This window comes from Mesorhizobium sp. P2_C5_2 (genome assembly GCF_056404535.1).
Window position 1 is genome coordinate 887,752 of record NZ_JBFUDV010000005.1, and the last position, 20,265, is coordinate 908,016.

The window sequence follows — 20,265 nt, forward strand, 5'->3', positions numbered from 1 at the left end:
ATGCTTTGGCCTTAAGCGCTCCGGCGGGCACGGATGAGGTGGCCGCCGGAATTCCTTGCATCCGCCTTTGGCGCCCTGGAGAAGCGAGCGGCGATGTCGCTGCTTTCCAGATCTTCGATCTCATCGAAACCGAGTTCGCACAGCGATTGCTTCAATGCGGTGGGGACGAAGAAGCTGATCCAGGGCTCGCCGACAGCGGCAACGCGCGCTGCATGGAAGGAGAGGGCAGCCTGTCCCGCCGGATCGCGGTTCTCGGCCGGCTCGCTATAGTCGAAGACGACCTCCGAGGCGGGCATGGCGGCAATCCAGGACAGGGTGCTGAAGATCGCTTCCTCGCTCAGATACGGAACGACACCCAGCCAGATGAAGAAACTGGGCTCGGTCGGCCTCAAACCGGCTGATGCCAGTTCATCCGTCAGGCGCTGCCGCTCGAAATTGACCGGCACGAAGGTCGTGGCCGGCGGCTCGGCAAGCCCTGCATCGGCGAGGCATTTGCGTTTCCATGCCTGCGTTGCCGGATGGTCGACTTCGAACACCGCGACATCCGGGTACGGATTGCGCAGTGAGAACGTGTCGAGGCCGGCGCCGAGCATCACCACTTGCCGGACGCCTCGGCACACCGCCGCGGCCAGCCAGTCCTCGGCGAGACGGGCACGCGCCGCCACGAACAGGCGCATGCGCCGGCTGCGTTCATCTTCCTGCTCGAGGTCCTGCGCCGTCGGTGCGGCATCGCCCAGAATCGCACTCGCATATGGGTCGCGAAACAGCGCCGCCTGCGGCGAGAACTGGTGGAGGGCCCGCATGCGCGCGACGCCCAGGGCGGTTCGGCTGGGTTTTGCGTCTTCCATGCAGGCAATTCGAGTTTATGTCGCGGATTTTCGCAAGTCTTCGCGACCCCACTGCGACATCTGTCGCGCCATTTCCTGACGGCTGCGCCAATGACGGCCCTTTACCTCTTACCGTGCTGCCTCTAAAACCCGCCCGCTGTTGTCGTCAGCCCAATTGACGCCTCCGGCTCATTTTACCACCCGCGCTCGTTTGCGGGACTGGATAGGAGAACCCTGATGCTGAATTCCGTTTCCCTGACATTTCCCGATGGCTCCGTCCGCGACTACGACGCGGCGATGACCGGTGCGGGCTTGGCCGAATCGATCTCGAAGTCGCTGGCAAAGAAGGCCGTGGCCTACGCTATCGACGGTACCGTGCGCGACCTTTCCGACCCGCTCGGCAAGTCCGGCAAGGTCGAGATCATCACCCGCACCGATCCGCGCGCGCTGGAACTCATCCGCCATGACGCGGCGCATGTGCTGGCGGAAGCCGTGCAGGAGCTATGGCCGGGAACGCAGGTGACCATCGGGCCGGTGATCGAGAACGGATTCTACTACGACTTCGCCCGCAACGAGCCGTTCACGCCGGACGATTTCCCGGTGATCGAAAAGAAGATGCGCGAGATCATCGCGCGCAACAAGCCGTTCACCAAGGAAATCTGGTCGCGCGACAGGGCGAAAAAGGTCTTTGCGGAGAAGGGCGAGCGCTACAAGCTCGAACTGATCGACGCCATTCCCGAGGACCAGGATCTCAAGATCTATGCCCAGGGCGACTGGTTCGACCTCTGCCGCGGCCCGCACATGGCCTCGACCGGCCAGATCGGCAACGCCTTCAAGCTGATGAAGGTGGCCGGCGCCTATTGGCGCGGCGATTCGAACAACCCGATGCTGACCCGCATCTACGGCACGGCCTGGGCCGAGCAGGCTGAGCTCGATGCCTACCAGACGATGCTGGAGGAGGCGGAAAAGCGCGACCACCGCAAACTCGGCCGCGAGATGGACCTGTTCCATTTCCAGGAAGAGGGGCCAGGCGTCGTCTTCTGGCACGCCAAGGGCTGGAAGATGTTCCAGAACCTGGTCAACTACATGCGCCGTCGCCTCGACGAGCAAGGCTATCAGGAGGTCAACGCGCCGCAGGTTCTGGACAAGAGCCTGTGGGAGACGTCGGGCCATTGGGGCTGGTATCGCGACGCCATGTTCAAGGTGACGGTGGCGGGCGACGATACCGACGACGACCGCGTGTTCGCGCTGAAGCCGATGAACTGTCCGGGCCATGTGCAAATCTTCAAGCATGGGTTGAAATCCTATCGCGATCTGCCCGTAAAGCTTGCAGAATTCGGCAATGTGCATCGCTACGAACCATCCGGCGCGCTGCACGGGCTGATGCGCGTGCGCGGCTTCACGCAGGACGATGCGCATATCTTCTGCACCGAGGATCAGCTCGCTGCGGAGTGCCTGCGCATCAATGACCTGATCCTGTCGACCTATGCCGATTTCGGCTTCGACGAGGTCAGCGTGAAGCTGTCGACGCGGCCCGACAAGCGCGTCGGCACCGACGAGGCCTGGGACCATGCTGAGGCGATCATGAACAGCGTGCTGGACACGATCCGCACGCGGTCGGGTAATCGCATCAAGACCTCGATCAATCCGGGCGAGGGCGCCTTTTACGGACCAAAGTTCGAATATGTGCTGAAGGACGCCATCGGCCGCGAATGGCAGTGCGGCACCACGCAGGTCGACTTCAACCTGCCGGAGCGCTTTGGCGCCTTCTACATCGGCTCGGATTCGGAAAAGAAGCAGCCGGTGATGGTGCATCGCGCCATCTGCGGCTCGATGGAGCGCTTCCTCGGCATTCTGACCGAGCATTATTCCGGTCATTTCCCGCTGTGGTTCGCGCCGCTGCAGGTGGTGGTGGCGACGATCACGTCGGATGCCGACGACTATGCGCGAAAGGTTGTCGCGCAGCTGAAGGCGGCGGGGCTTATCGCCGAAGCGGATCTGCGCAACGAGAAGATCAACTACAAGGTGCGCGAGCATTCGCTGGCCAAGGTTCCTGTGATCCTTGTCTGCGGCAAGCGCGAGGCGGAGGAGGAGACGGTCAACATGCGCCGGCTCGGCTCGCGCGACCAGGAATCGCTCAAGCTGGCCGATGCGCTCAAGTCGCTGTCCGACGAGGCCACTTCGCCTGACCGGAGACGGCGCGCGGCCTGAACCGTCGATATCTCTAGGAATGGCGGTGGAGTGATCCACCGCCATTTTCACATGCCTGTCACGCCAGCCCTGTAACGAGCCCCCATGCTCAAGCTGAAAATGCGGGAAAGACCGTTTCCCGAGCTCTCCTACGCCAATGCGAGCCAGCCGGCGCTGACGCGCTGGTTCATCCATTCCATTGAAGGCCTGTCGGGGCGCGACCGGTATGCCGCGCTCTACGATTTCTGGCGCCGCCAGGTGGTGCCGACGGGCGAGCGTGTGTTCAGCCGCATGCTGGAGCTGATCGACGTCAAGGTGCGCAGCGCCGATCAATGGCCGCCGGCCAGGCTGCCCGACACACCGCTGGTGATCGTCGCCAACCATCCGTTCGGCATCGGCGACGGCATTGCCGTGCTGTCGCTGGCCGAGCAGCTCGGGCGTCCGTTCCGCGTCATGATCCACAAGGATCTGCTCAAGATCCGCGAGATGGAACCCTATTCGCTGCCGATCGACTTTTCCGAGACCAAGGACGCGGTGAAGAACAACATGGCGGTGCGCCACGAGGCGGTGCGGCTGTTGAAAGAGGGCGTCACCATCGTTGTGTTTCCGGCTGGCGGCGTCGCCACCGCGCCGAAAGGATTTGGCCGGGCGCGCGATCTGCCGTGGAAGATGTTTCCGGCGCGCCTCGTGCAGGACGCCAAGGCGTCGGTGGTGCCGATGCATTTTTCCGGACAGAACGGGCGGCTGTTCCATCTGGTCAGCGGTCCCATGAACATGGCCGAGCGTGAGGGAAGGGTGGCGAAATTCGTCGGCAAGGCGTCGCTGACGCTGCGCCTTTCGATGCTCATCCGCGAATTCGCGCGACTGTCCGGCAAGGCGATCGACGTGCGCGTCGGCAACGTGCTGCGCTGGGACGAACTGGAGCCGCTGCGCGACCGCAAGGCCTTGCTCGACCGCCTTCATCGCGGCGTCTTCGATCTGGCGCCCGATGCACCGCGTGGCCGCGTCCATTTCCTGCCGCGCCGCCTGCGCAAGGCCGCCTGAAGAGACGCCCGCTAGACTAGATGTTTAGTCCCGGCATTTGCTGGAGCGGATCAAGCTTGAAGCGCTCTGGCTGTGCAGCCCATGCCTTGCAAATGAACTCGTAGGGCGTGAGGCCCTTTGTCTTGAGCCTGCGGGCGAAGTTGTACGCAGCGACGAAGTCGGTGAGGTGCTGCCGGAGCTGATCGTGGTTCTCATAGTAGTCGTGCACGCTCGCCGGCAGAAGCTGTGCCTCATCGATCTTCCAGGGCCGAAATTCCTTGCTCATAACCCAGCAAGGAATCAGACTCGCCCCCTCTTGACCAGTCACTACTCAGTCAGGCTTCTAGTCGCGGCTATTTGGGCCTCCATCCGATTGACAAGCGCGACATAACGGGGATGAGAGCGGAGCGAGTCGAGGTCGCTATCCTGGCGCATCCAAGGCATGCGCAAAATGAGGTAGGCATGTGATGCAGTTAGCTGACGTTCCAGGCAATCGATAGCCTGTTCCCCCTTGCCCAGCCTCGCATAAAAACAGCCTATGTTGTACTGAACCGCAATGTTGTCTCCGGCGAACATTTCAGCACGGGAGACCCACGACAGCGCGCGTTCAATCTCGCCAATTTCCGCCAGCATTGAGGCGCCGTAACATAGCGCGGTGGCATTGTCGGGATGCGCTTTGACTTCCTTTTCCACTCCCAGCACACCTTGCCTTGCTGCTTCCTTGGCGTCGTCGCTGCGGCCAAGTGAAACATAGACCATATTTAGATTGGTCCAGATCCGATAGTCATCGGGTGACAACGATACGGCACGCTGGTACAGCGCGGCAGCTTTCTCGTATTGACCTTGAATGAAACAATTCCGGCCGTAAGAGAAATAGGTATCGGAAGAACTGGCGTCTAACTCTAAAGCTCGCTCGAACTCCACTTCCGCCTCGGCATACCGGCCATTTACGAACAAGGTCCCGCCGCGTGATGCGTGGGCGTCGGCGAGACCTGGCTCAAGTTCCAGCGCCCGTGTGCTGTTGGAAAGGACTGCCTCGAAGCTGGCGTCGGGATCGTTGCAAGTCAACAGAAGCCACTCACAATCAGCCAAAGCGGCATAAGCGCGCGCATAATTTGGGTCAATTTCAACAGCTCTGGCAAACAGTCGCTGCGCTGTTTTGATAAACTTGGTCTCGACTCCCCTATTGAGGAACGACCTGCCCATCAACAGCGTCTCGTAAGCCTCTGGGTTGTCGGTCGAGCGGTTTGTAATTGTCGCCAGTTCTTCGGGCAACAGCTTCACTTTGAGCACGTCGACAATGCTTTTGGATATCTCGTCCTGAAGGGCAAAGATATCGTCCAGCGTCCGGTCATACCGCTCGGCCCAGATATGGTCACCGCCACGACCATTGATTAGCTGAGCCGTGATACGCACTCGCCCTCCAGCCCTGCGTACACTTCCTTCCAGGACGTAGGCGACATTCAGCTTCTTCGCCACCTCCTCGATCAATACCGCCTTGCCCTTGAAGGTAAAGACGGTATTGCGCGCGACGACGGAGAGTCCGGACGCTTTCGAAAGGTCGGTGATAATGTCCTCGGTGATGCCGTCGGAAAAGTACTCCTGCTCGGGATCGCCGCTCATGTTGACAAAGGGCAGAACCGCGATCGAGGGTCTATCCGGGAGTTGAGGCACGGGTTGCACCGCGCGTTTGCGGGTCCCCCCTGTTCCGGCGCGGTAAACCTGCACCGGCTTTGCGATATTCTTGAGCGCGTGCTCGCCGAGATCGTCGAACGCCAATGTCAGCTTGCCAGTGACATGATCGTGCACGGTGGCGGAGACGTAGATGCCGCCGGGCTCAGCCAGACCCTCCAGCCGGGCTGCCACGTTGACGCCGTCGCCATAGAGATCGCTGCCCTCGACGATGACGTCGCCCAGATTGATGCCGATACGCAGGACGATGCGGTAGGCCTCCGCCACGCTCTCGTTGGCCCCGGTAAAACCCTTTTGTAATTCGACGGCGCATTGGACGGCATCAACCGCACTGCCAAATTCCACCAGCACACCGTCGCCCATCACCTTGACCACGCGGCCGTGGTGCTGGGCAACCAATGGAACCAGAACATCGCGCCGCCGCGCTTTGAGAGCGGCCAGTGTGCCAGCCTCGTCGTGCTCCATGAGGCGCGAAAAGCCAACGACATCGGCGGCCAGAATCGCGGCAAGGCGGCGTTGGGTTCGAATCTCGGCCATGTGGGTTGAATACTTTCAGAAAACCCAGCATCTGGAATGTATTGGTAATCTGGCGTGGAGTCTATTCAACCCGACTTCCGCGATGGGTCAATCGCGTCGATTTTGCGATATCCGCCGTAGATCCGGTTTAACCCCAAAAGCGGACATTCCGGACCCGCTCGGCCCTTGATGAACTGAAAGGCTCACGGCGACTACTTCCTTTTTTCCTATCAATAGCGGACGTATGCGCGAACTGCGGGATGCGGCGGGGCACGCGAGTGGGGTATCGCGCGGGCATCTTGTGCATCAAACCACTATGACCAGATTCATGTTATTTATCAAGTACATCCGGAGAGGTGGTGCCGTTGACTGGGGCATGTATTGAGTGACCACTTGTGATCTTCCACGCTTGTGACCCCAGCCAGTCACGACCTCGGTCGTAGGTTCACTATGGTATCGTCGGCTGCAAGGCGTAGAGGCAATCGTCCAACGGCAGCAGCGTGTACTGGCGGAAGGCGACGATGACGGCCTCTTCCTCGACAGACAGAACCGTCGATCCCGGCTCTCTCGGACCGGTCGGCAGATCGGTCACCGAAGTCCGCTCCCGCCATTTGGCGACAGTCTTCTGATTGATGCCGTAGCGCTTGGCCAGCGTCCTCAGGCTCTCTTGACTATGCTGTATCGCTCGACGGATTGCCTCTGTCGTCGTGGCGCTCCCATGAAGAACCTGGCCCATAGTGCATCCCTCGATTCGGAGGATAAGGATGCCCCATCAAAGCTTGGGATCAAACACTCACACTTTTCCTGGAGCTGCTCTAGTCGGCGCCTTCCTCGGGATCGATCGCCGAGGCCTCTGTGGCCAGGACCTCGATCTCCTGGTTCTGTCCGGCGACGACGGTGAAATCCTTCTGGTAGATGCGGTCCCGGTTCTTGGCGATGATGGTGTACTGGCCTTCGGCCAGCACCATCGAGGCGAAGGCGCCGACGGCTTCCTTGATCGGATCACCGGATTCGTTGAGCAGCGACCAGGATGTGTCGGCGATGGCCTCGCCGCCGGTCTCGCGCACCAGTTTCATGGTCATCTCGGCCGCGCGATGTTCGACCGTGGCTTCGGTCAGCTTGCCGGCCTCAACGCGGATGTCGGAGCGGATGACGGCATTCACCGCGCCATAGGTGGAGACGACATGGTAGACGCCGGCGTTGAGCCGTACGACGCTGTTCGGCTCGACATCGGGGATGACCAAAGCGCGGTCGCCATTGGCCTCGGCGGTGCCCTCATAGATCGAAAAACGCAGTTTTTTCGGCGGAATGCGCACGCCGCCCGACAGCACCGCGTCGAGTTTGAGGCCGCCGGCATCGAGCACCAGGCTTTCGCGCTTGGCGTCCTTGCCGACGGTGATGCGCTTGGTGGCGCCGGCGCGTCCGTAGGAGGCGTGGACCAGATAGCTGCCGGGTTCGAGCTGGAACACCGCGGTGCCGCCGTGCGCGGACGCCACCATCGGCAGCTTGCCGTCGCTGGTGGCCTCGGGCTTGAAGACGCGCCAGACGATGCCGCGCGTGATGTCGGCGCCCTTGTCGGTAAGCTGGGCCGACAGCGTGATGGCGCCACCGCCACTGAGCGCCAACGATGTCCTGCTCTTGGGCGATGCATAGCTCGAAATATCGGGGAGTTTCAGATTGCTGATGCCGTCGGCATTCTGCGCCATGGCCATTGAGGCCGGCACCATCAACAGCGCTGCGGCGAGCCAAATCAGGAAAAGGCGCAATGTCCCCTCAAACATGCCTTGCGTTGAAGCCCAAGGCGGTGGCAATTTCAAGGCTTAAGAGTCCGATCCGCCTTGGCAACAGGCTCTTTCGTCCGGCGCTTTCGCGCCAATGCCCGAGCCGCCCCGATCCGCAACGGCGCGCTTCAGCTCAAAATCGAGTGCTTTAGGAGACCAGGCCCCCATGGCGTCGCCGATCATCGACTTCCTGCTGACCCGAAACTCCGCACCGATTCCTGAATTGAAGGAACCGGCGCCCAGCGATGCCGATGTTGCGACCATGATCGCCGCCGCAAGCCGCGTGCCAGATCATGGACGGCTGGAGCCCTGGCGTTTCATCCTCTATCGCGGCGAGGCGCGCGTCGAGATCGGCAGGAAGCTAGCCGCCCTTGCCGAACAGCGCGAAGGGCCGCTACCGGAAAACCGCCGCAACCAGGAGCTGGCGCGGTTTTCGCGTGCGCCACTGGTGATCGGCGTGGTCTCCAGCCCGAAGGAAAATCCTAAAATCCCGCAATGGGAAATGTTCCTGTCCGGCGGCATGGCGGCGATGAACCTGATGATCGCAGCCAATGCGCTGGGTTACGGCACCAACATGATCAGCAACTGGTATTCCGACGTGGCCGAGGGCAGGGCGCTGCTGGGGCTGGCGCCGCAGGAACGTGTCATCGGCTTCATCCATATCGGCTCCTACCAGGGGCCGGCGCCGGAACGGCCGCGGCCCGATCCGGCAAAGCTCTATGCCGATTATGCGGGACCTTGGAACGGCTGAATGGTCAGAGAGCCACGGTGAGCCGGTTCGGGGCGGCTTGCCGGGCGCGTGTGGCGGGTTCGACATTCCTGTGGATTCCGTAGCCGTGCACACGCGAAAAGCGATGCCCTTCATCCACACACACGCTAAGAGGGCGGCTTGGGCGATGCGCTGGCGCATCGGCCTTGGGATTGCGGGGGCGTCGGCGGCATGAAGAAACGAGACTCGTTGGCAACCCGGCTGCGCTACGGGTTCGACAAGAGCATGGCCGCCGGCCCGATCGCGCTGATCGGCTGGCTTGCGGTCGCTTCGCTGCTGATCATCATCGCCGCCGCGGCTTTCCTTGCAGTGACCCGTATCGCGCCCGAGGGTGGCGAACCGCTGAACTTCTTCGAAGCGTTCTGGGAATCGCTGATGCGTACACTCGATTCCGGCACGATGGGCGGCGACACCGGCTGGGCCTTCCGCCTCGTCATGCTGTTTGTCACGCTTGCCGGCATCTTCGTCGTGTCGGCTCTCATCGGCGTGCTCAGCGCGGGCGTCGACAGCAAGCTCGATGAATTGCGCAAGGGCCGTTCGCGGGTGCTTGAGAGCGACCACACCATCATCCTCAACTGGTCGCCGTCGATCTTCGACGTCATCTCCGAGCTCGTCATTGCCAATGCCAGCCGCCGCCATCCGCGCATTGTCGTCATGGCCAATATGGACAAGGTCGCGATGGAGGACGAGATCGCGGCCAAGGTCGACAAACTGGGCAACACACGCATCATCTGCCGCAGCGGCGACCCGACTGACCTCTACGATCTCGCTATCGTCAACCCGCAGACTTCGCGGTCGGTCATCGTGCTGTCGCCGAACGGCGACGATCCGGATTCGCAAGTGATCAAGACGGTGCTGGCGCTGGCCAACGACCCGAACCGGCGCACGGCGCCCTATAACATCGCCGCCGAGATCCGCGACGGCAAGAACGCCGAGGTCGCCCGCGTCGTCGGCGGCGCCGAGGTGCAGCTCGTGCTGGCTGATCAGCTGATCTCGCGCATCGTCGTGCATTCGAGCCGGCAGTCGGGTCTCAGCGGTGTCTATTCGGAGCTGCTCGATTTCGACGGCTGCGAGATCTACACGACTGAGCAGCCGGACCTCAATGGCAAGACCTTCGGCGAGGCGGTGATGGCGTATGAGCATTGCACGCTGATCGGGCTCTGCGACCAGAAGGGGCGCGTCAATCTGAACCCGTCGTCGGATCTGATGATCGGCAAGGACATGCGCGCCATCATCATTGCCGAGGACGATGCCGCCATCAAGCTGGAAGGCGCCGGGGCAAAGATCGATGCCGCGGCGATCCTTGGCCATCAGCCCATCGAAGCCAAGCCGGAGCGCACGCTGATCCTCGGCTGGAATCGGCGCGGCCCGATCATCACCTATGAACTGTCGCGCTACGTCGCGCCGGGTTCGATCCTGACCATTGCCGCCGATACGCCCGGCCTCGAGCAGGAAGTTGCCGGACTGCCGGTCGTCGGCGACAATCTGTCGGTGTCCTGCCGCATCACCGACACGTCGAGCAGCACCGAGCTGGCAAGCCTGGACGTGCCTTCCTACGATCACGTGCTCGTCCTCGGCTACAGCGAGACCATGGCGGCGCAGCCCGCCGATACGCGCACGCTGGTGACGCTGCTGCATCTGCGCAAGATTTCGGACGATGCCGGCACGCATATCAGCATCGTCAGTGAGATGATCGACGTGCGCAACCGCGAGCTTGCGGCGGTGACCAAGGCCGATGACTTCGTCGTCAGCAACAGGCTGGTCAGCCTGATGCTGGCGCAGGCGTCGGAGAACCAGTATCTCGCCGCGATCTTCGATGACCTGCTCGACGAGGAGGGCTCCGAAATCTACATGCGTCCGGTTGGCGACTATGTCGCCATCGACCAGCCGGTTACCTTCTGGACGATCGCGGAATCGGCGCGGTTGCGTAGCGAGATCGCCATCGGGTACCGGCGCGTCCGCGCCGCGCAGACCGATGAGCGGGCGCTGGGCGGCGTCACCGTCAATCCGCTGAAGTCGGAAGCGCTGGCCTACCTGCCGGAGGACCGGGTCATCGTCCTGGCGCGGGATTAGTCTGACCGTCGGCGCCGCGTTGCTGGGCTATCGCCATAGCGAACACACCATTTCCGACGCTCCAGTCCGAATAATCATTCTCGTGCATGAAAATGAAGACGTCCTTGGGCGACACAGTCGCCGTCACTTCGAGGTTTCGGGTGATGGCCGCATAGAGATCGCGTTTCATGGCATCGCTTCTGCCCCTGCGCATCGTGATTTCCACGACAATCAGGTTTTCGGAACGGGCAATGCCGTTGAAGCTTCGATCATAGAAGAACTCGCCGTCTCCATATTCGGTCGCAAGGTTGAATAGCTCATCCTTCGGCATTCCGATGCCCTCGACCAAGGCTTCGTGTATCCCCTGCACGATCCGGAGCTTTCGTGATTGCTCCGTTCCTTTGGGCATCGCTGTTCTGACAAATGGCATGGCTGACCTCATCGTTCCAATGAGGCATGATCTATCATCCCCAATGCCCTCCATTTATTGACAGTTTAGCCGTTTCAGCGTGAGTATGGCTCACAATGAAACATCGTAAAAACCTCCCTGTTGCCGCTCTACGAGCTTTCGAGGCCGCCGCACGGAATGGCCAAATGTCATCAGCAGCCGAAGAACTCGGGGTGACTCATGGGGCGGTTAGCCGCCATGTCAGCCATCTTGAGGCGTTTGTCGGAGCACCGCTATTTGAGGGAGCGCGAAACCGTCCGAAGCTCACCGCAGAGGGACGGGTATTCGGCTTCGCGCTCACTGCTGCATTCGACCAGATCGAGGACGCACTTCGCATCATAGGCCGGGGCGATGGCAGCATTCTGGATGTGGCCTGCCTCAGTACCTTTGCCATGCGCTGGCTTATTCCACGCCTTCACGACTTTACAGCCAAGTATCCCCGCTATGATGTGCGTCTGGCAACCGATGACCGGCACCCCCGCGGCCACATCGATGCCCAGATTCTGGTTCTGCCGCCGGACGCAGCACCGCCGGAAAACTGTTCAACGCTTTTCCGCGAGAAGCTGGCGCTGGTCGTCGCGCCATCGCTTGCAGCGGATGACCGGACTGATGTGTTCTCGCTGCCTCGCTTGGAAACACGGACACGGCCTGATGCCTGGCGCGAATGGGCGCGTCTGACGTGTAAGGAGGGGCTCCATGAAATTGGTGGGACCCGAATTTTCGACCATTACCACATGACTATCGAGGCTGTGCTCAACAGCCTCGGCGTCGCAATCGCTCCTTGGCATCTGGTGGCTGAGGACGTTGCCTGCGGTCGGTTGCGCGCGCCCTTTGGGTCAGTGGATAGCAACTACATTTATGCAGTGCAGGTGCCCCGGTCGGGGAGACAGAAGACAGAGCATTTCGTCCAGTGGCTTAAAGAGGCGGCCGGTCAGGACAGCCGCTTATTGTAGGACGTCCTCATCTTCGCAGCGGCCACGGAATTCGGCGCCGCCTAGAAGAAAACCGCCCTAAGCGGAATCCCCGGCTGCCCTGGCGCGAGCCAGAAGCCGTTCGGCCAGTCGCAGATGCGGACGGTCGTACATCTTGCCGTCAATGGCGACCACGCCGGGATTTCCGGCCGCCTCGAAGGCCGCAACAATGGCCCGCGAGCGTTCCACCACCTCGGTCGACGGCGTGAAGGCGGCGTTGATGACCGGCACTTGCGCCGGATGGATCGCCATCTTGCCGGTAAAACCGTCACGCTCGGCCTCGGTGCATTCGGCTTCGAAGGCGGCCATGTCGCGAAATCCGGGGAAAACAGTATCGATCGCCGCGACTTCGGCCGCACCGGCGGCGAGGATGGTCATGGTGCGGGCAAGGCGGAAGACATCGGTGTAGCGGCCGCTCTCGTCGCGCGCCGCGCGCGCGCCGACCGCCGCCGAAAGATCCTCGGCACCCCAGGTGAGGCCGGCAAGCCGGGCGCTTGCGCCCGCATAGGTCGCGGCGGCAAGCACGCCGGCAGCGGTCTCGGTGATGATCGGCAGAATTTTTATGCCGCCGTCCGGCAATCCGTTCTCGGCTTCGTGCACGCGGAGCTTTGCCGAGAGCTGCTGCACGTCCTGGCCGCTGTTCGACTTCGGCAGCATGATGCCGTCGGGTTTGACTGCCACCAGCACTGCCAGATCACCGTCGGTCAATCCGGTCGAGAGATCGTTGACCCTGATATAGATGGCGGAGCTTGTCTGACGCCTGTTGCCGGCAATGAAGCGTGCCGCGATCTCGCGTGCCGACGCCTTGTTTTGTGGCGCCACCGAATCCTCGAGGTCGACGATGACCACGTCGGCGCCGGCGCCAAAGCCTTTCTCCAGCTTCTTTTCGGAATCGCCGGGTACAAACAGCAGCGAGCGCATCACACCGCCTTTTTCATCATCATCGCCTGGCGCGTGCATTTGGCGACGAGCACGTCGTTCTGATTGTAGGCGCGATGCTCGAACTCGACGATGCCGCGGTCCGGTTTCGATTTCGATTCCCTGACCGAAAGCACCGTCGTCTCGACACGGATGGTGTCGCCGTGGAAGACCGGGTGGGGAAACACCGTCTCCTTCATGCCGAGATTGGCAACCGTGGTGCCGACGGTGATGTCATTGACCGAAATGCCGATCATCAGGCCGAGCGTGAACAGTGAATTGACCAGCGGTCTGCCCCACTCGCTCTTGGCGGCGAAGTCGAAGTCGATGTGCAGCGGCTGCGGGTTCAGCGTCATCACCGAAAACAGCATGTTGTCGCTCTCGGTGACGGTCTTGCGCAGCGTGTGCTGGAAGACATGGCCGACGACGAACTCTTCAAGATAAAGCCCGGCCATTGTTTCCTCCTCATCCGATTGACGGTTGATAGGCGCTGCCTATCCCGCCCGCAAGCCAGTTAATAAACATGGTGAACCGTTCGTAAACCTTTTCTGCCTAGGGTCATTCCTGGGGCCGGAAGCTTTCCGGCAAGGGGCGTAAGCAGGCAGTATGGTTGTCTCGCATTTTCTCAAATGGATCTACACGGCGAGGGTTTCTGAGCGTGCCGCGGCGGCGAGCGCCCTGGCCCGCGCCTACATCAATTCCGACCTGCCTTTCGAGGACCGCTGCGCCGCCGAGGCCGCGCTGACGCTGCTGCTCGACGACGCCTCGTCGAAGGTGCGGCTGGCGCTGGCCGAGGCGCTGTCGATGAGCCATCACGCCCCGCTGCAGATCATCAGCGCGCTCGCCTCCGATCAACCGGAAGTGGCCGCCATGGTGCTGGCGCGCTCGCCGCTGCTCACCGATGCCGACCTGATCGACCGCGTTGCCGCCGGTCACAAGGCGACGCAAAAACTGATCGCCGACCGGCCGGTCGTCTCGATGGCGGTTGCCGCTGCCATTGCCGAGATCGGCGAACCGGAAGCGTGCGCCGCGCTGCTCGCCAATGACGGTGCCGAGATCGCGTCGCTCAGCTTTCGCCGCATGGCCGAGCGGCATGGCCATGTCGCCCATTTGCGCGAGGCAATGGTTACCGACGTGCGGCTGCCTGCCGACTGCCGGCATATGCTGCTGGTCAAGCTCGGCGAAACGCTGAAGGGTTCGCCGCTGGTGATGGCGCTGATGGGGGCGGCCAGAGCCGAGCGCGTCACGCGCGATGCCTGCGTCAAGGCTTCGGTGCGGCTGGTTGAAGGCACGCGCACGGATGAACATGCGGCACTCATCGAACATCTGCGCCTGCGCGGCGACCTGACCGCGAGCTTCATTATCCGCACCATCGCCCATGGCAAGGTCGACTTTTTCGGCTCGACCCTGGTCGCGCTCAGCCAGCAGTCGGAGCAGCGGGTGCGGGCGCTGCTCGCCGGCGGACACGACGTTGCGCTGCAGGCGCTGTTTCGCAGTGCCGGCCTTGCCGCTCCCACCCACGCCATCATCCTGCGCGCGCTCAAGATCTGGCGCGAAGTCGCCAACGGCAAGCGCGTCGCCGGCGTGCAGGAAGTCAGCTGGCTGATGCTGAAGGAGCTCGGCGGCCAGGCCACCGAGGGCGATCTCGCCGGTTTGGTCAAGTCCATCCATCTCGACGCCTTGCGCGAAAACGCGCGTGGACATGCGCTGGCGATAGCGGCGGCCTGAGACCCTAGTCGCGATCCTTGGTGAAAAAATCCGGGAAATCCTCGATCGCGGCGGCGATGATGCGCAGCGAGGCTGCGATCTGCAGCGTGTCGGCGCTGCCGCTGCGTTCGCTGAGGCTGGCTGCGTATTGCCGGGCGACGGCGACGGTCGCCGTCTGCGGATCGCCGGGTGTGCGAAACAGCAGTTCCCGCGCTAGGCCGCGCAGGAAATTGGCGATCGAAAGCGCGGTTTCGGAAGGAATGGCCGGGCTCTGCTGTGCGGCGCGCAGGCGCAGGATTTCGAGGCCGACGGTGACGGCGGCGACGCCGCCGCCGAGGATAGCATCGCCTTTCCTGCCAGCGTTTTGCAAAAGTGGCATCAGCTGGTTGATCCGGTCATAGGCAAGGCTCTCGAAGGCTGAACGCCGAGGCACCCGATCATGCAGGCACAGCCGCGCCAGATCCTCGCGCATGGCGCGCACGATGCGGTTGGCCGCGAGCCATGGATCGGCGGGCAGCACGACGATGAAGACGCCGATCGCCAGCAGGATACCGACCAGCACCGACGCCGAGCCGGCGAAGAACGGGCCTGGAGCATAGGTCATCGCCTGGTGCGGGCTGAGGAAGGCGAGGAAGTTGATGGCAAAGGCGGTCGCCACGCCGACGGTGCGCGGACTGGCCATGCCCAGCGCCGTCGGTATCAGTATCGGCACCACAAACAACGCGAACCAGCCGAAGCCGGGCAGGGCAGGCAGGGCGACCTGGCCGACAAGGAAGGCAAAGGGCAAAGCCAGCAGCGTTCCCTTGAAGAAGCCCCAGGATACCTGCACCGGGTCAGGCCGGGCAGCGAAAAGACTGGAGACGACGGCCACGAGAATGACGGTGCCGGCCGCGTCGGACCATTTCGTCGTCAGCCAGAAGGCGGCGACCGCCAGCGTGGCAATGGCGGCGCGTATGGCATTGCGCGACGCGCCGGGGTAGTCGCGGTGCACCAGCGCAGGCGGCTGCCTGTTGCCCTGGCCCGTGCGCGTCACTGGTGCGCGCAAAGCGTCGAGGCCGCGCAGCACCTGCTTGAAGGCTTCGGCGAAATCGGCGGCGATGGTGAGGCGCGTTATGGTTCCGACCCTGTCGTCGCCCTGATCGGTCGAGGCGTCGGGCATTTGCCGGGCCTTGCCGGCGATCGCGTCGAGCCGCGTCACCCAGGGCGAGGTGTCGTCCAGCGCCTCGGGCGTGGCTGCAAGTTCGCTGACCAGCGCCCGCAGTTCAGAGCGCACCGGAATGAGCGCGGCGTTTTTCGGCGCGGCGTGCGAATGCAGCGCGCGTGCCGCCGACAGCGCCGACAGGAGCTGGCCGATGGTGCGGCGGACCGGATGTGCGCGGGTGGCGAAGCTCGGCGCTTCGAGCCGGGCATAGGTGCGCATCTCGGCCAGCGTCTGGGCATCGGCGATCAGCTTGCGATGCAGGCCGGCCAGCGTCGCCGGGTCGCCGCCGGAAAAAGCGCCGCCTGCATAAGTGGCAAGGTCGAGGATGCTGCGCTTCAGCCTGGAGATGATGGCGTCGGCCGCCAGCTTGGGCAGGATCAGCCGGCTGGTCAGCCCGGCGCAGACGATGCCGAGCACTATCTCGGCGCAGCGCGCGACAGCGAGATCGACGATCACATGCGGTTGGCCGAAAGCCGGCAGCCCGATGATCATCGCGGTATAGCCAGCAAGGGCGGCGCCATAGGCTTCCGGGTTGCGCAGCAGCGACGAGACCAGGGTGCACATGCCGATCCAGACGGACAACGCCGTGACCAGCAGCCAGGGATTGGTGCCGAAAATCGAGGTGATGCCGATCGCCGCAAGCCCGCCGGCCAATGTGCCGAGCAGCCGGTAAAAACCTTTCGCCAACACCATGCCGGCGACCGGCTGGGCGACAATGAAGACCGTCATCATCGCCCATTGCGGGTGGTCAAGTTTCAGCGCGTAGGCAACGAGAAGCGCGATCAGGCCGGCCGAAACGGTGCGCAGAGCGAAAATCCAGTCTGAGCGGGTCGGCTGCGTCAGTCCCGCCAAACTGGTTTCGAAGTAGCTTTTCAGCCGCGCCCAGATCACAAGCTGGTCTCCGTATCAGAAGCGCAGGCTAGACCGGCCGACGCTCAGATATCCAGCACTTCCGTCGCGGCGAATTCAGCGCGTTCCTGGATGAAGCGGAAGCGCGCCTCGGGCTTGGTGCCCATCAGCGCATCGATCGCATCCTTGGTCGCCGCCACGGCATCGATCACGTCGACCCTGAGCAACGTGCGCTTCCTCGGGTCCATGGTGGTTTCCTTGAGCTGCGCGGCCATCATTTCGCCGAGGCCCTTGAAGCGGCCGATCTCGACCTTGGCGCGGCCGGTAAACTCGGTGCGCAAGAGCTCGTCCTTGTGTGCATCGTCGCGAGCGTAGGCAACCTTGCCGCCTTGCCGGATCGAATAGAGCGGCGGCACCGCCAAATAGAGATGGCCGCCGTTCACCAGGTTCGGCATCTCCTGGTAGAAGAAGGTGATCAGCAGCGAGGCGATGTGGGCGCCGTCGACGTCGGCGTCGGTCATGATGATCACGCGGTCGTAGCGCAAATCCTCGTCGCGGTATTTTGAGCGTGTGCCGCAGCCGAGCGCCTGGATCAGGTCCGAAATCTGCTGGTTGGCCGCCAGCTTGTCGGTACCGGCGCTGGCGACGTTGAGGATCTTGCCGCGCAGCGGAAGGACGGCCTGGCTGGCGCGATCGCGCGCCTGCTTGGCCGAGCCGCCGGCCGAATCGCCTTCGACGATGAACAGTTCGGCACCCGCGGCGGCATTCTGGGTGCAGTCGGCGAGCTTGCCGGGCAGCCTGAGCTTGCGCACCGCGCTCTTGCGCGACACTTCCTTTTCCTGGCGCCGGCGCACCCGTTCGTCGGCGCGCGCGATCACCCATTCCAGCAGCTTCGAGGCTTCCTGCGGATTGTCGGCCAGCCAATGGTCGAAGGGATCGCGGATGGCGGTCTCAACGATGCGAATGGCTTCGATCGTCGCCAGCCGGTCCTTGGTCTGGCCGACAAATTCCGGCTCGCGGATGAATACAGACAGCATGCCCGCCGCCGAGATCATGACGTCCTCGGAGGTGACGATCGAAGCGCGCCTGTTGCCGACGAGGTCGGCATAGGCGCGAAGCCCGCGCGTCAGCACATTGCGAAAGCCGGCCTCATGTGTGCCGCCTTCGCCGGTCGGGATGGTGTTGCAGTAGGAATTGATGAAGCCGTCGCCGCCGAACCAGGTCACTGCCCATTCCAGCGAGCCGTGGCCGCCCTGTTTCTCGCTCTTGCCGGCGAAGATTTCGCGCGTCACCTGGAAGTCGTCACCGAGCGACGCCTTGAGATAGTCCTTCAGGCCGCCGGGGAAATGGAATTCCGCCTTGGCCGGCGTCTGGTCCTTTTCCTTGATCAGCGACGGATCGCAGCTCCAGCGGATTTCGACGCCGCCGAACAGATACGCTTTCGAGCGCGTCATGCGGTAGAGCCGCGCCGGCTCGAAGGCAGCGCCCTTGCCAAAAATCTGCTCGTCGGGATGGAAGCGGATTTTTGTGCCGCGGCGGTTGTGCACCTCGCCGAGGTGCTCCAGCCCGCTCACCGGAACGCCGCGCGAGAATCTCTGGCGGTAAAGCTGACGTCCGCGTGCGACCTCGACTTCGAGATGGTCCGACAGCGCATTGACGACGGAGACGCCGACGCCGTGCAGGCCGCCGGAGGTTTCATAGACCTTGGAGTCGAATTTGCCGCCCGAATGCAGCGTCGTCATGATGACTTCGAGCGCCGGCTTCTTGAATTTCGGATGCGGATCGACCGGAATGCCACGGCCATTGTCGGTAACGGTCAGAAATCCGTCGGCCGAAAGCTCGACATCGATGAAGGTGGCATGGCCGGCGACCGCCTCGTCCATCGAATTGTCGATGACCTCGGCGAACAGATGGTGCATCGCCTTGTCGTCGGTGCCGCCAATATACATGCCGGGACGGCGCCGCACCGGCTCCAGCCCTTCCAGCACCTCGATGTCGGCAGCGCTGTAGCCTTCGCTGCCATCCTTGGTGGCAACAGGGCGTTTCGCGGCCTGCACCAGCGGATCAGCCGGGCGCGCGGTCGCGCGGGCAGGTTGCGGCTGCTTTTCCAGATTGCCGAAAAGATCGTTGTTGTCGTCCATGCCTGCCATAGAATCCGGTGCCGCGAATCACCCGCCGATACTGCCACGCTTTTCAGCGCCAAGCGACGGAAGTTCCTGTTACGTTCGGGGATTTAACCCCTTCTTATCCTAAAACCTTTCGATAACCAAGCCGGCGAAAATAGGTCCGTGCGGAGCGCCCGGGATTCCTGAATCTTTAACTATGCGGCCTAGCGTGGCCTCAACAAATAAAAGACCATCAGGTGTCAGGGGTTAGTTGTGAGGGGCAAGGCCATAACCATGATCGGCATCGCCGCCGTTTTCGGCGCGATCTCGATCTTTGCCGCGGATTTCTGGGTTAAAAGCCAGGCCAAGGCCGATGCCGAGGAAAAGACGGCATCGATCCCGGCGCCCGTGACCCCCAAGGTCGAGTTCAAGACCATCGTCGTGGCCAATGCGCCGCTGCGTTACGGCATGGAACTGGACCGCGCGCAACTCACCGAAATCCCGTGGTCGGAAGGCTCGGTGCCGCAGGGCGCCTTCACCACCATCAATGCATTGCTTGCCGAAGGCAGCCGCGTGGTGCTGTCGCCGATCGAGATCAACGAGCCGGTGCTGATCAGCAAGCTGTCGGGGCCGAATGGCCGCGCGACGCTGTCCAACATGATGACGCCCGGCATGCGGGCGGTGACCATCCGCACCGATGAGATCGCCGGTGTTGGCGGCTTCGTGATGCCGGGCGACCGGGTCGACGTGGTGCTGACGCGCGATGCCGGCGAAATCCAGGAAGTGGCCAAGAACGCGCAAGGCGCGGCCGGCTCCACGGTCACCTCCGAGATCGTCGTCTCCGACGCCAAGGTGCTGACCGTCGGGCAGGGCGCCGACCAGCGCCAGACCACGCCGCAGATCGCCAATTCCGTGACAATCGAGGTGACAACGGACGGCGCCCAGAAAGTGGCGCTCGCCCGCACCGTCGGCACCTTGTCGCTGTCGCTCCGCTCGGCCGCCGATGGTGGCACGGCCAAGGACGGCGTCACCACCATCTCATCCTTCGGCGGTTCGGTCGCCTCCGGCGTCCAGGCTGCGGCCGGCGCGCTGTTCACTGCCGCGACGAAGGAGCCTGAGAGGCCGAAATTCAAGACGATCATCGTGACGCGCGGCACGCAGGTCGAAGAATACCAGGTTCCTGCGCGGGACCAGCCATAACTGCCGGTGGGGACCG

15 protein-coding genes and 2 pseudogenes are annotated in these 20,265 nt (G+C 62.8%); 7 read left to right on the forward strand and 10 right to left on the reverse strand.

The features are described from left to right. Window positions 1-11: 11 nt before the first annotated feature. A complete protein-coding gene (locus tag AC1D1B_RS22795; protein WP_477334632.1) occupies window positions 12-848 on the reverse strand; it encodes an SAM-dependent methyltransferase in 837 nt (278 codons plus the stop codon). A gap of 216 nt (window positions 849-1,064) precedes the next feature. Here AC1D1B_RS22795 and thrS point away from each other — a divergent pair, with 216 nt between their 5' ends. Together thrS and AC1D1B_RS22805 are read left to right on the forward strand one after the other, a co-directional pair. Then, complete coding sequence (gene thrS / locus AC1D1B_RS22800; RefSeq protein ID WP_477334633.1) at window positions 1,065-3,038, forward strand: threonine--tRNA ligase; 1,974 nt, start codon at window positions 1,065-1,067, stop codon at window positions 3,036-3,038. A gap of 84 nt (window positions 3,039-3,122) precedes the next feature. Beyond that, window positions 3,123-4,061 carry a lysophospholipid acyltransferase family protein gene (locus AC1D1B_RS22805; protein ID WP_477334634.1) on the forward strand — a complete coding sequence of 313 codons (939 nt, stop codon included), beginning with the start codon at window positions 3,123-3,125 and terminating at the stop codon, window positions 4,059-4,061. A 16-nt stretch (window positions 4,062-4,077) separates the two neighbouring features. Here the strand turns inward: AC1D1B_RS22805 and AC1D1B_RS22810 are convergent. The 4 genes and pseudogenes from AC1D1B_RS22810 to AC1D1B_RS22825 form a co-directional block, all read right to left on the reverse strand. Continuing rightward, window positions 4,078-4,251: pseudogene (locus AC1D1B_RS22810) on the reverse strand (IS481 family transposase); the annotation flags it as partial. A gap of 116 nt (window positions 4,252-4,367) precedes the next feature. Further along, a complete protein-coding gene (locus AC1D1B_RS22815) occupies window positions 4,368-6,269 on the reverse strand; it encodes a tetratricopeptide repeat protein (RefSeq protein WP_477334635.1) in 1,902 nt (633 codons plus the stop codon). A 430-nt stretch (window positions 6,270-6,699) separates the two neighbouring features. Further along, window positions 6,700-6,984 (reverse strand): annotated as a pseudogene (locus AC1D1B_RS22820) (IS481 family transposase); the annotation flags it as partial. A 79-nt stretch (window positions 6,985-7,063) separates the two neighbouring features. Beyond that, window positions 7,064-8,029 carry a hypothetical protein gene (locus tag AC1D1B_RS22825; protein ID WP_477334636.1) on the reverse strand — a complete coding sequence of 322 codons (966 nt, stop codon included), beginning with the start codon at window positions 8,027-8,029 and terminating at the stop codon, window positions 7,064-7,066. 166 nt (window positions 8,030-8,195) lie between these two features. Here AC1D1B_RS22825 and AC1D1B_RS22830 point away from each other — a divergent pair, with 166 nt between their 5' ends. Together AC1D1B_RS22830 and AC1D1B_RS22835 are read left to right on the forward strand one after the other, a co-directional pair. Continuing rightward, window positions 8,196-8,780 (forward strand): nitroreductase family protein, encoded by a 585-nt coding sequence (locus tag AC1D1B_RS22830; protein WP_477334637.1) that lies wholly within the window; start codon window positions 8,196-8,198, stop codon window positions 8,778-8,780. A gap of 189 nt (window positions 8,781-8,969) precedes the next feature. Further along, complete coding sequence (locus AC1D1B_RS22835; protein ID WP_477334638.1) at window positions 8,970-10,871, forward strand: CASTOR/POLLUX-related putative ion channel; 1,902 nt, start codon at window positions 8,970-8,972, stop codon at window positions 10,869-10,871. On the opposite strand, the gene AC1D1B_RS22840 is transcribed toward AC1D1B_RS22835, so the two are convergent. Next, the gene (locus AC1D1B_RS22840; protein WP_477334639.1) at window positions 10,849-11,280 is read right to left on the reverse strand and encodes a tautomerase family protein; all 432 of its coding nucleotides are present in this window, start codon (window positions 11,278-11,280) and stop codon (window positions 10,849-10,851) included. The genes AC1D1B_RS22835 and AC1D1B_RS22840 overlap by 23 nt on opposite strands. Before the next feature lie 95 nt (window positions 11,281-11,375). Between AC1D1B_RS22840 and AC1D1B_RS22845 the strand changes: the two genes are divergently transcribed. Next, the gene (locus AC1D1B_RS22845) at window positions 11,376-12,251 is read left to right on the forward strand and encodes a LysR family transcriptional regulator (protein ID WP_477334640.1); all 876 of its coding nucleotides are present in this window, start codon (window positions 11,376-11,378) and stop codon (window positions 12,249-12,251) included. A 57-nt stretch (window positions 12,252-12,308) separates the two neighbouring features. Here the strand turns inward: AC1D1B_RS22845 and AC1D1B_RS22850 are convergent, their stop codons facing one another. Further along, window positions 12,309-13,190: an HpcH/HpaI aldolase/citrate lyase family protein gene (locus AC1D1B_RS22850; protein WP_477334641.1), complete on the reverse strand. Its 882-nt coding sequence runs from the start codon at window positions 13,188-13,190 to the stop codon at window positions 12,309-12,311. After that, complete coding sequence (locus AC1D1B_RS22855; protein ID WP_477334642.1) at window positions 13,190-13,642, reverse strand: MaoC family dehydratase; 453 nt, start codon at window positions 13,640-13,642, stop codon at window positions 13,190-13,192. Before AC1D1B_RS22855 ends, AC1D1B_RS22850 begins: the two co-directional genes overlap by 1 nt. Window positions 13,643-13,793: 151 nt before the next feature. Here AC1D1B_RS22855 and AC1D1B_RS22860 point away from each other — a divergent pair, with 151 nt between their 5' ends. Then, window positions 13,794-14,915, forward strand: coding sequence for a DUF2336 domain-containing protein (locus AC1D1B_RS22860; protein WP_477334643.1), 1,122 nt, complete (start codon window positions 13,794-13,796; stop codon window positions 14,913-14,915). 4 nt (window positions 14,916-14,919) lie between these two features. Here the strand turns inward: AC1D1B_RS22860 and AC1D1B_RS22865 are convergent, their stop codons facing one another. Then, window positions 14,920-16,986: an FUSC family protein gene (locus AC1D1B_RS22865; protein WP_477334644.1), complete on the reverse strand. Its 2,067-nt coding sequence runs from the start codon at window positions 16,984-16,986 to the stop codon at window positions 14,920-14,922. Window positions 16,987-17,030: 44 nt separating this feature from the next. Continuing rightward, window positions 17,031-19,085 (reverse strand): DNA topoisomerase IV subunit B, encoded by a 2,055-nt coding sequence (gene parE / locus AC1D1B_RS22870; RefSeq protein ID WP_477334645.1) that lies wholly within the window; start codon window positions 19,083-19,085, stop codon window positions 17,031-17,033. Between the two features lie 258 nt (window positions 19,086-19,343). Here parE and cpaB point away from each other — a divergent pair, with 258 nt between their 5' ends. After that, on the forward strand, window positions 19,344-20,249 hold the full coding sequence (cpaB, locus tag AC1D1B_RS22875) for a Flp pilus assembly protein CpaB (RefSeq protein WP_477334646.1): 906 nt from the start codon (window positions 19,344-19,346) through the stop codon (window positions 20,247-20,249). Window positions 20,250-20,265 lie beyond the last annotated feature (16 nt).

Coding starts and splice junctions, on each gene's coding strand:
- AC1D1B_RS22795 (WP_477334632.1), bottom strand. CDS start 848: ATGGAAGACGCAAAACCCAGCCGAACCGCCCTGGGCGTCGCGCGCATG.
- thrS (WP_477334633.1), top strand. CDS start 1,065: ATGCTGAATTCCGTTTCCCTGACATTTCCCGATGGCTCCGTCCGCGAC.
- AC1D1B_RS22805 (WP_477334634.1), top strand. CDS start 3,123: ATGCTCAAGCTGAAAATGCGGGAAAGACCGTTTCCCGAGCTCTCCTAC.
- AC1D1B_RS22815 (WP_477334635.1), bottom strand. CDS start 6,269: ATGGCCGAGATTCGAACCCAACGCCGCCTTGCCGCGATTCTGGCCGCC.
- AC1D1B_RS22825 (WP_477334636.1), bottom strand. CDS start 8,029: ATGTTTGAGGGGACATTGCGCCTTTTCCTGATTTGGCTCGCCGCAGCG.
- AC1D1B_RS22830 (WP_477334637.1), top strand. CDS start 8,196: ATGGCGTCGCCGATCATCGACTTCCTGCTGACCCGAAACTCCGCACCG.
- AC1D1B_RS22835 (WP_477334638.1), top strand. CDS start 8,970: ATGAAGAAACGAGACTCGTTGGCAACCCGGCTGCGCTACGGGTTCGAC.
- AC1D1B_RS22840 (WP_477334639.1), bottom strand. CDS start 11,280: ATGCCATTTGTCAGAACAGCGATGCCCAAAGGAACGGAGCAATCACGA.
- AC1D1B_RS22845 (WP_477334640.1), top strand. CDS start 11,376: ATGAAACATCGTAAAAACCTCCCTGTTGCCGCTCTACGAGCTTTCGAG.
- AC1D1B_RS22850 (WP_477334641.1), bottom strand. CDS start 13,190: ATGCGCTCGCTGCTGTTTGTACCCGGCGATTCCGAAAAGAAGCTGGAG.
- AC1D1B_RS22855 (WP_477334642.1), bottom strand. CDS start 13,642: ATGGCCGGGCTTTATCTTGAAGAGTTCGTCGTCGGCCATGTCTTCCAG.
- AC1D1B_RS22860 (WP_477334643.1), top strand. CDS start 13,794: ATGGTTGTCTCGCATTTTCTCAAATGGATCTACACGGCGAGGGTTTCT.
- parE (WP_477334645.1), bottom strand. CDS start 19,085: ATGGACGACAACAACGATCTTTTCGGCAATCTGGAAAAGCAGCCGCAA.
- cpaB (WP_477334646.1), top strand. CDS start 19,344: ATGATCGGCATCGCCGCCGTTTTCGGCGCGATCTCGATCTTTGCCGCG.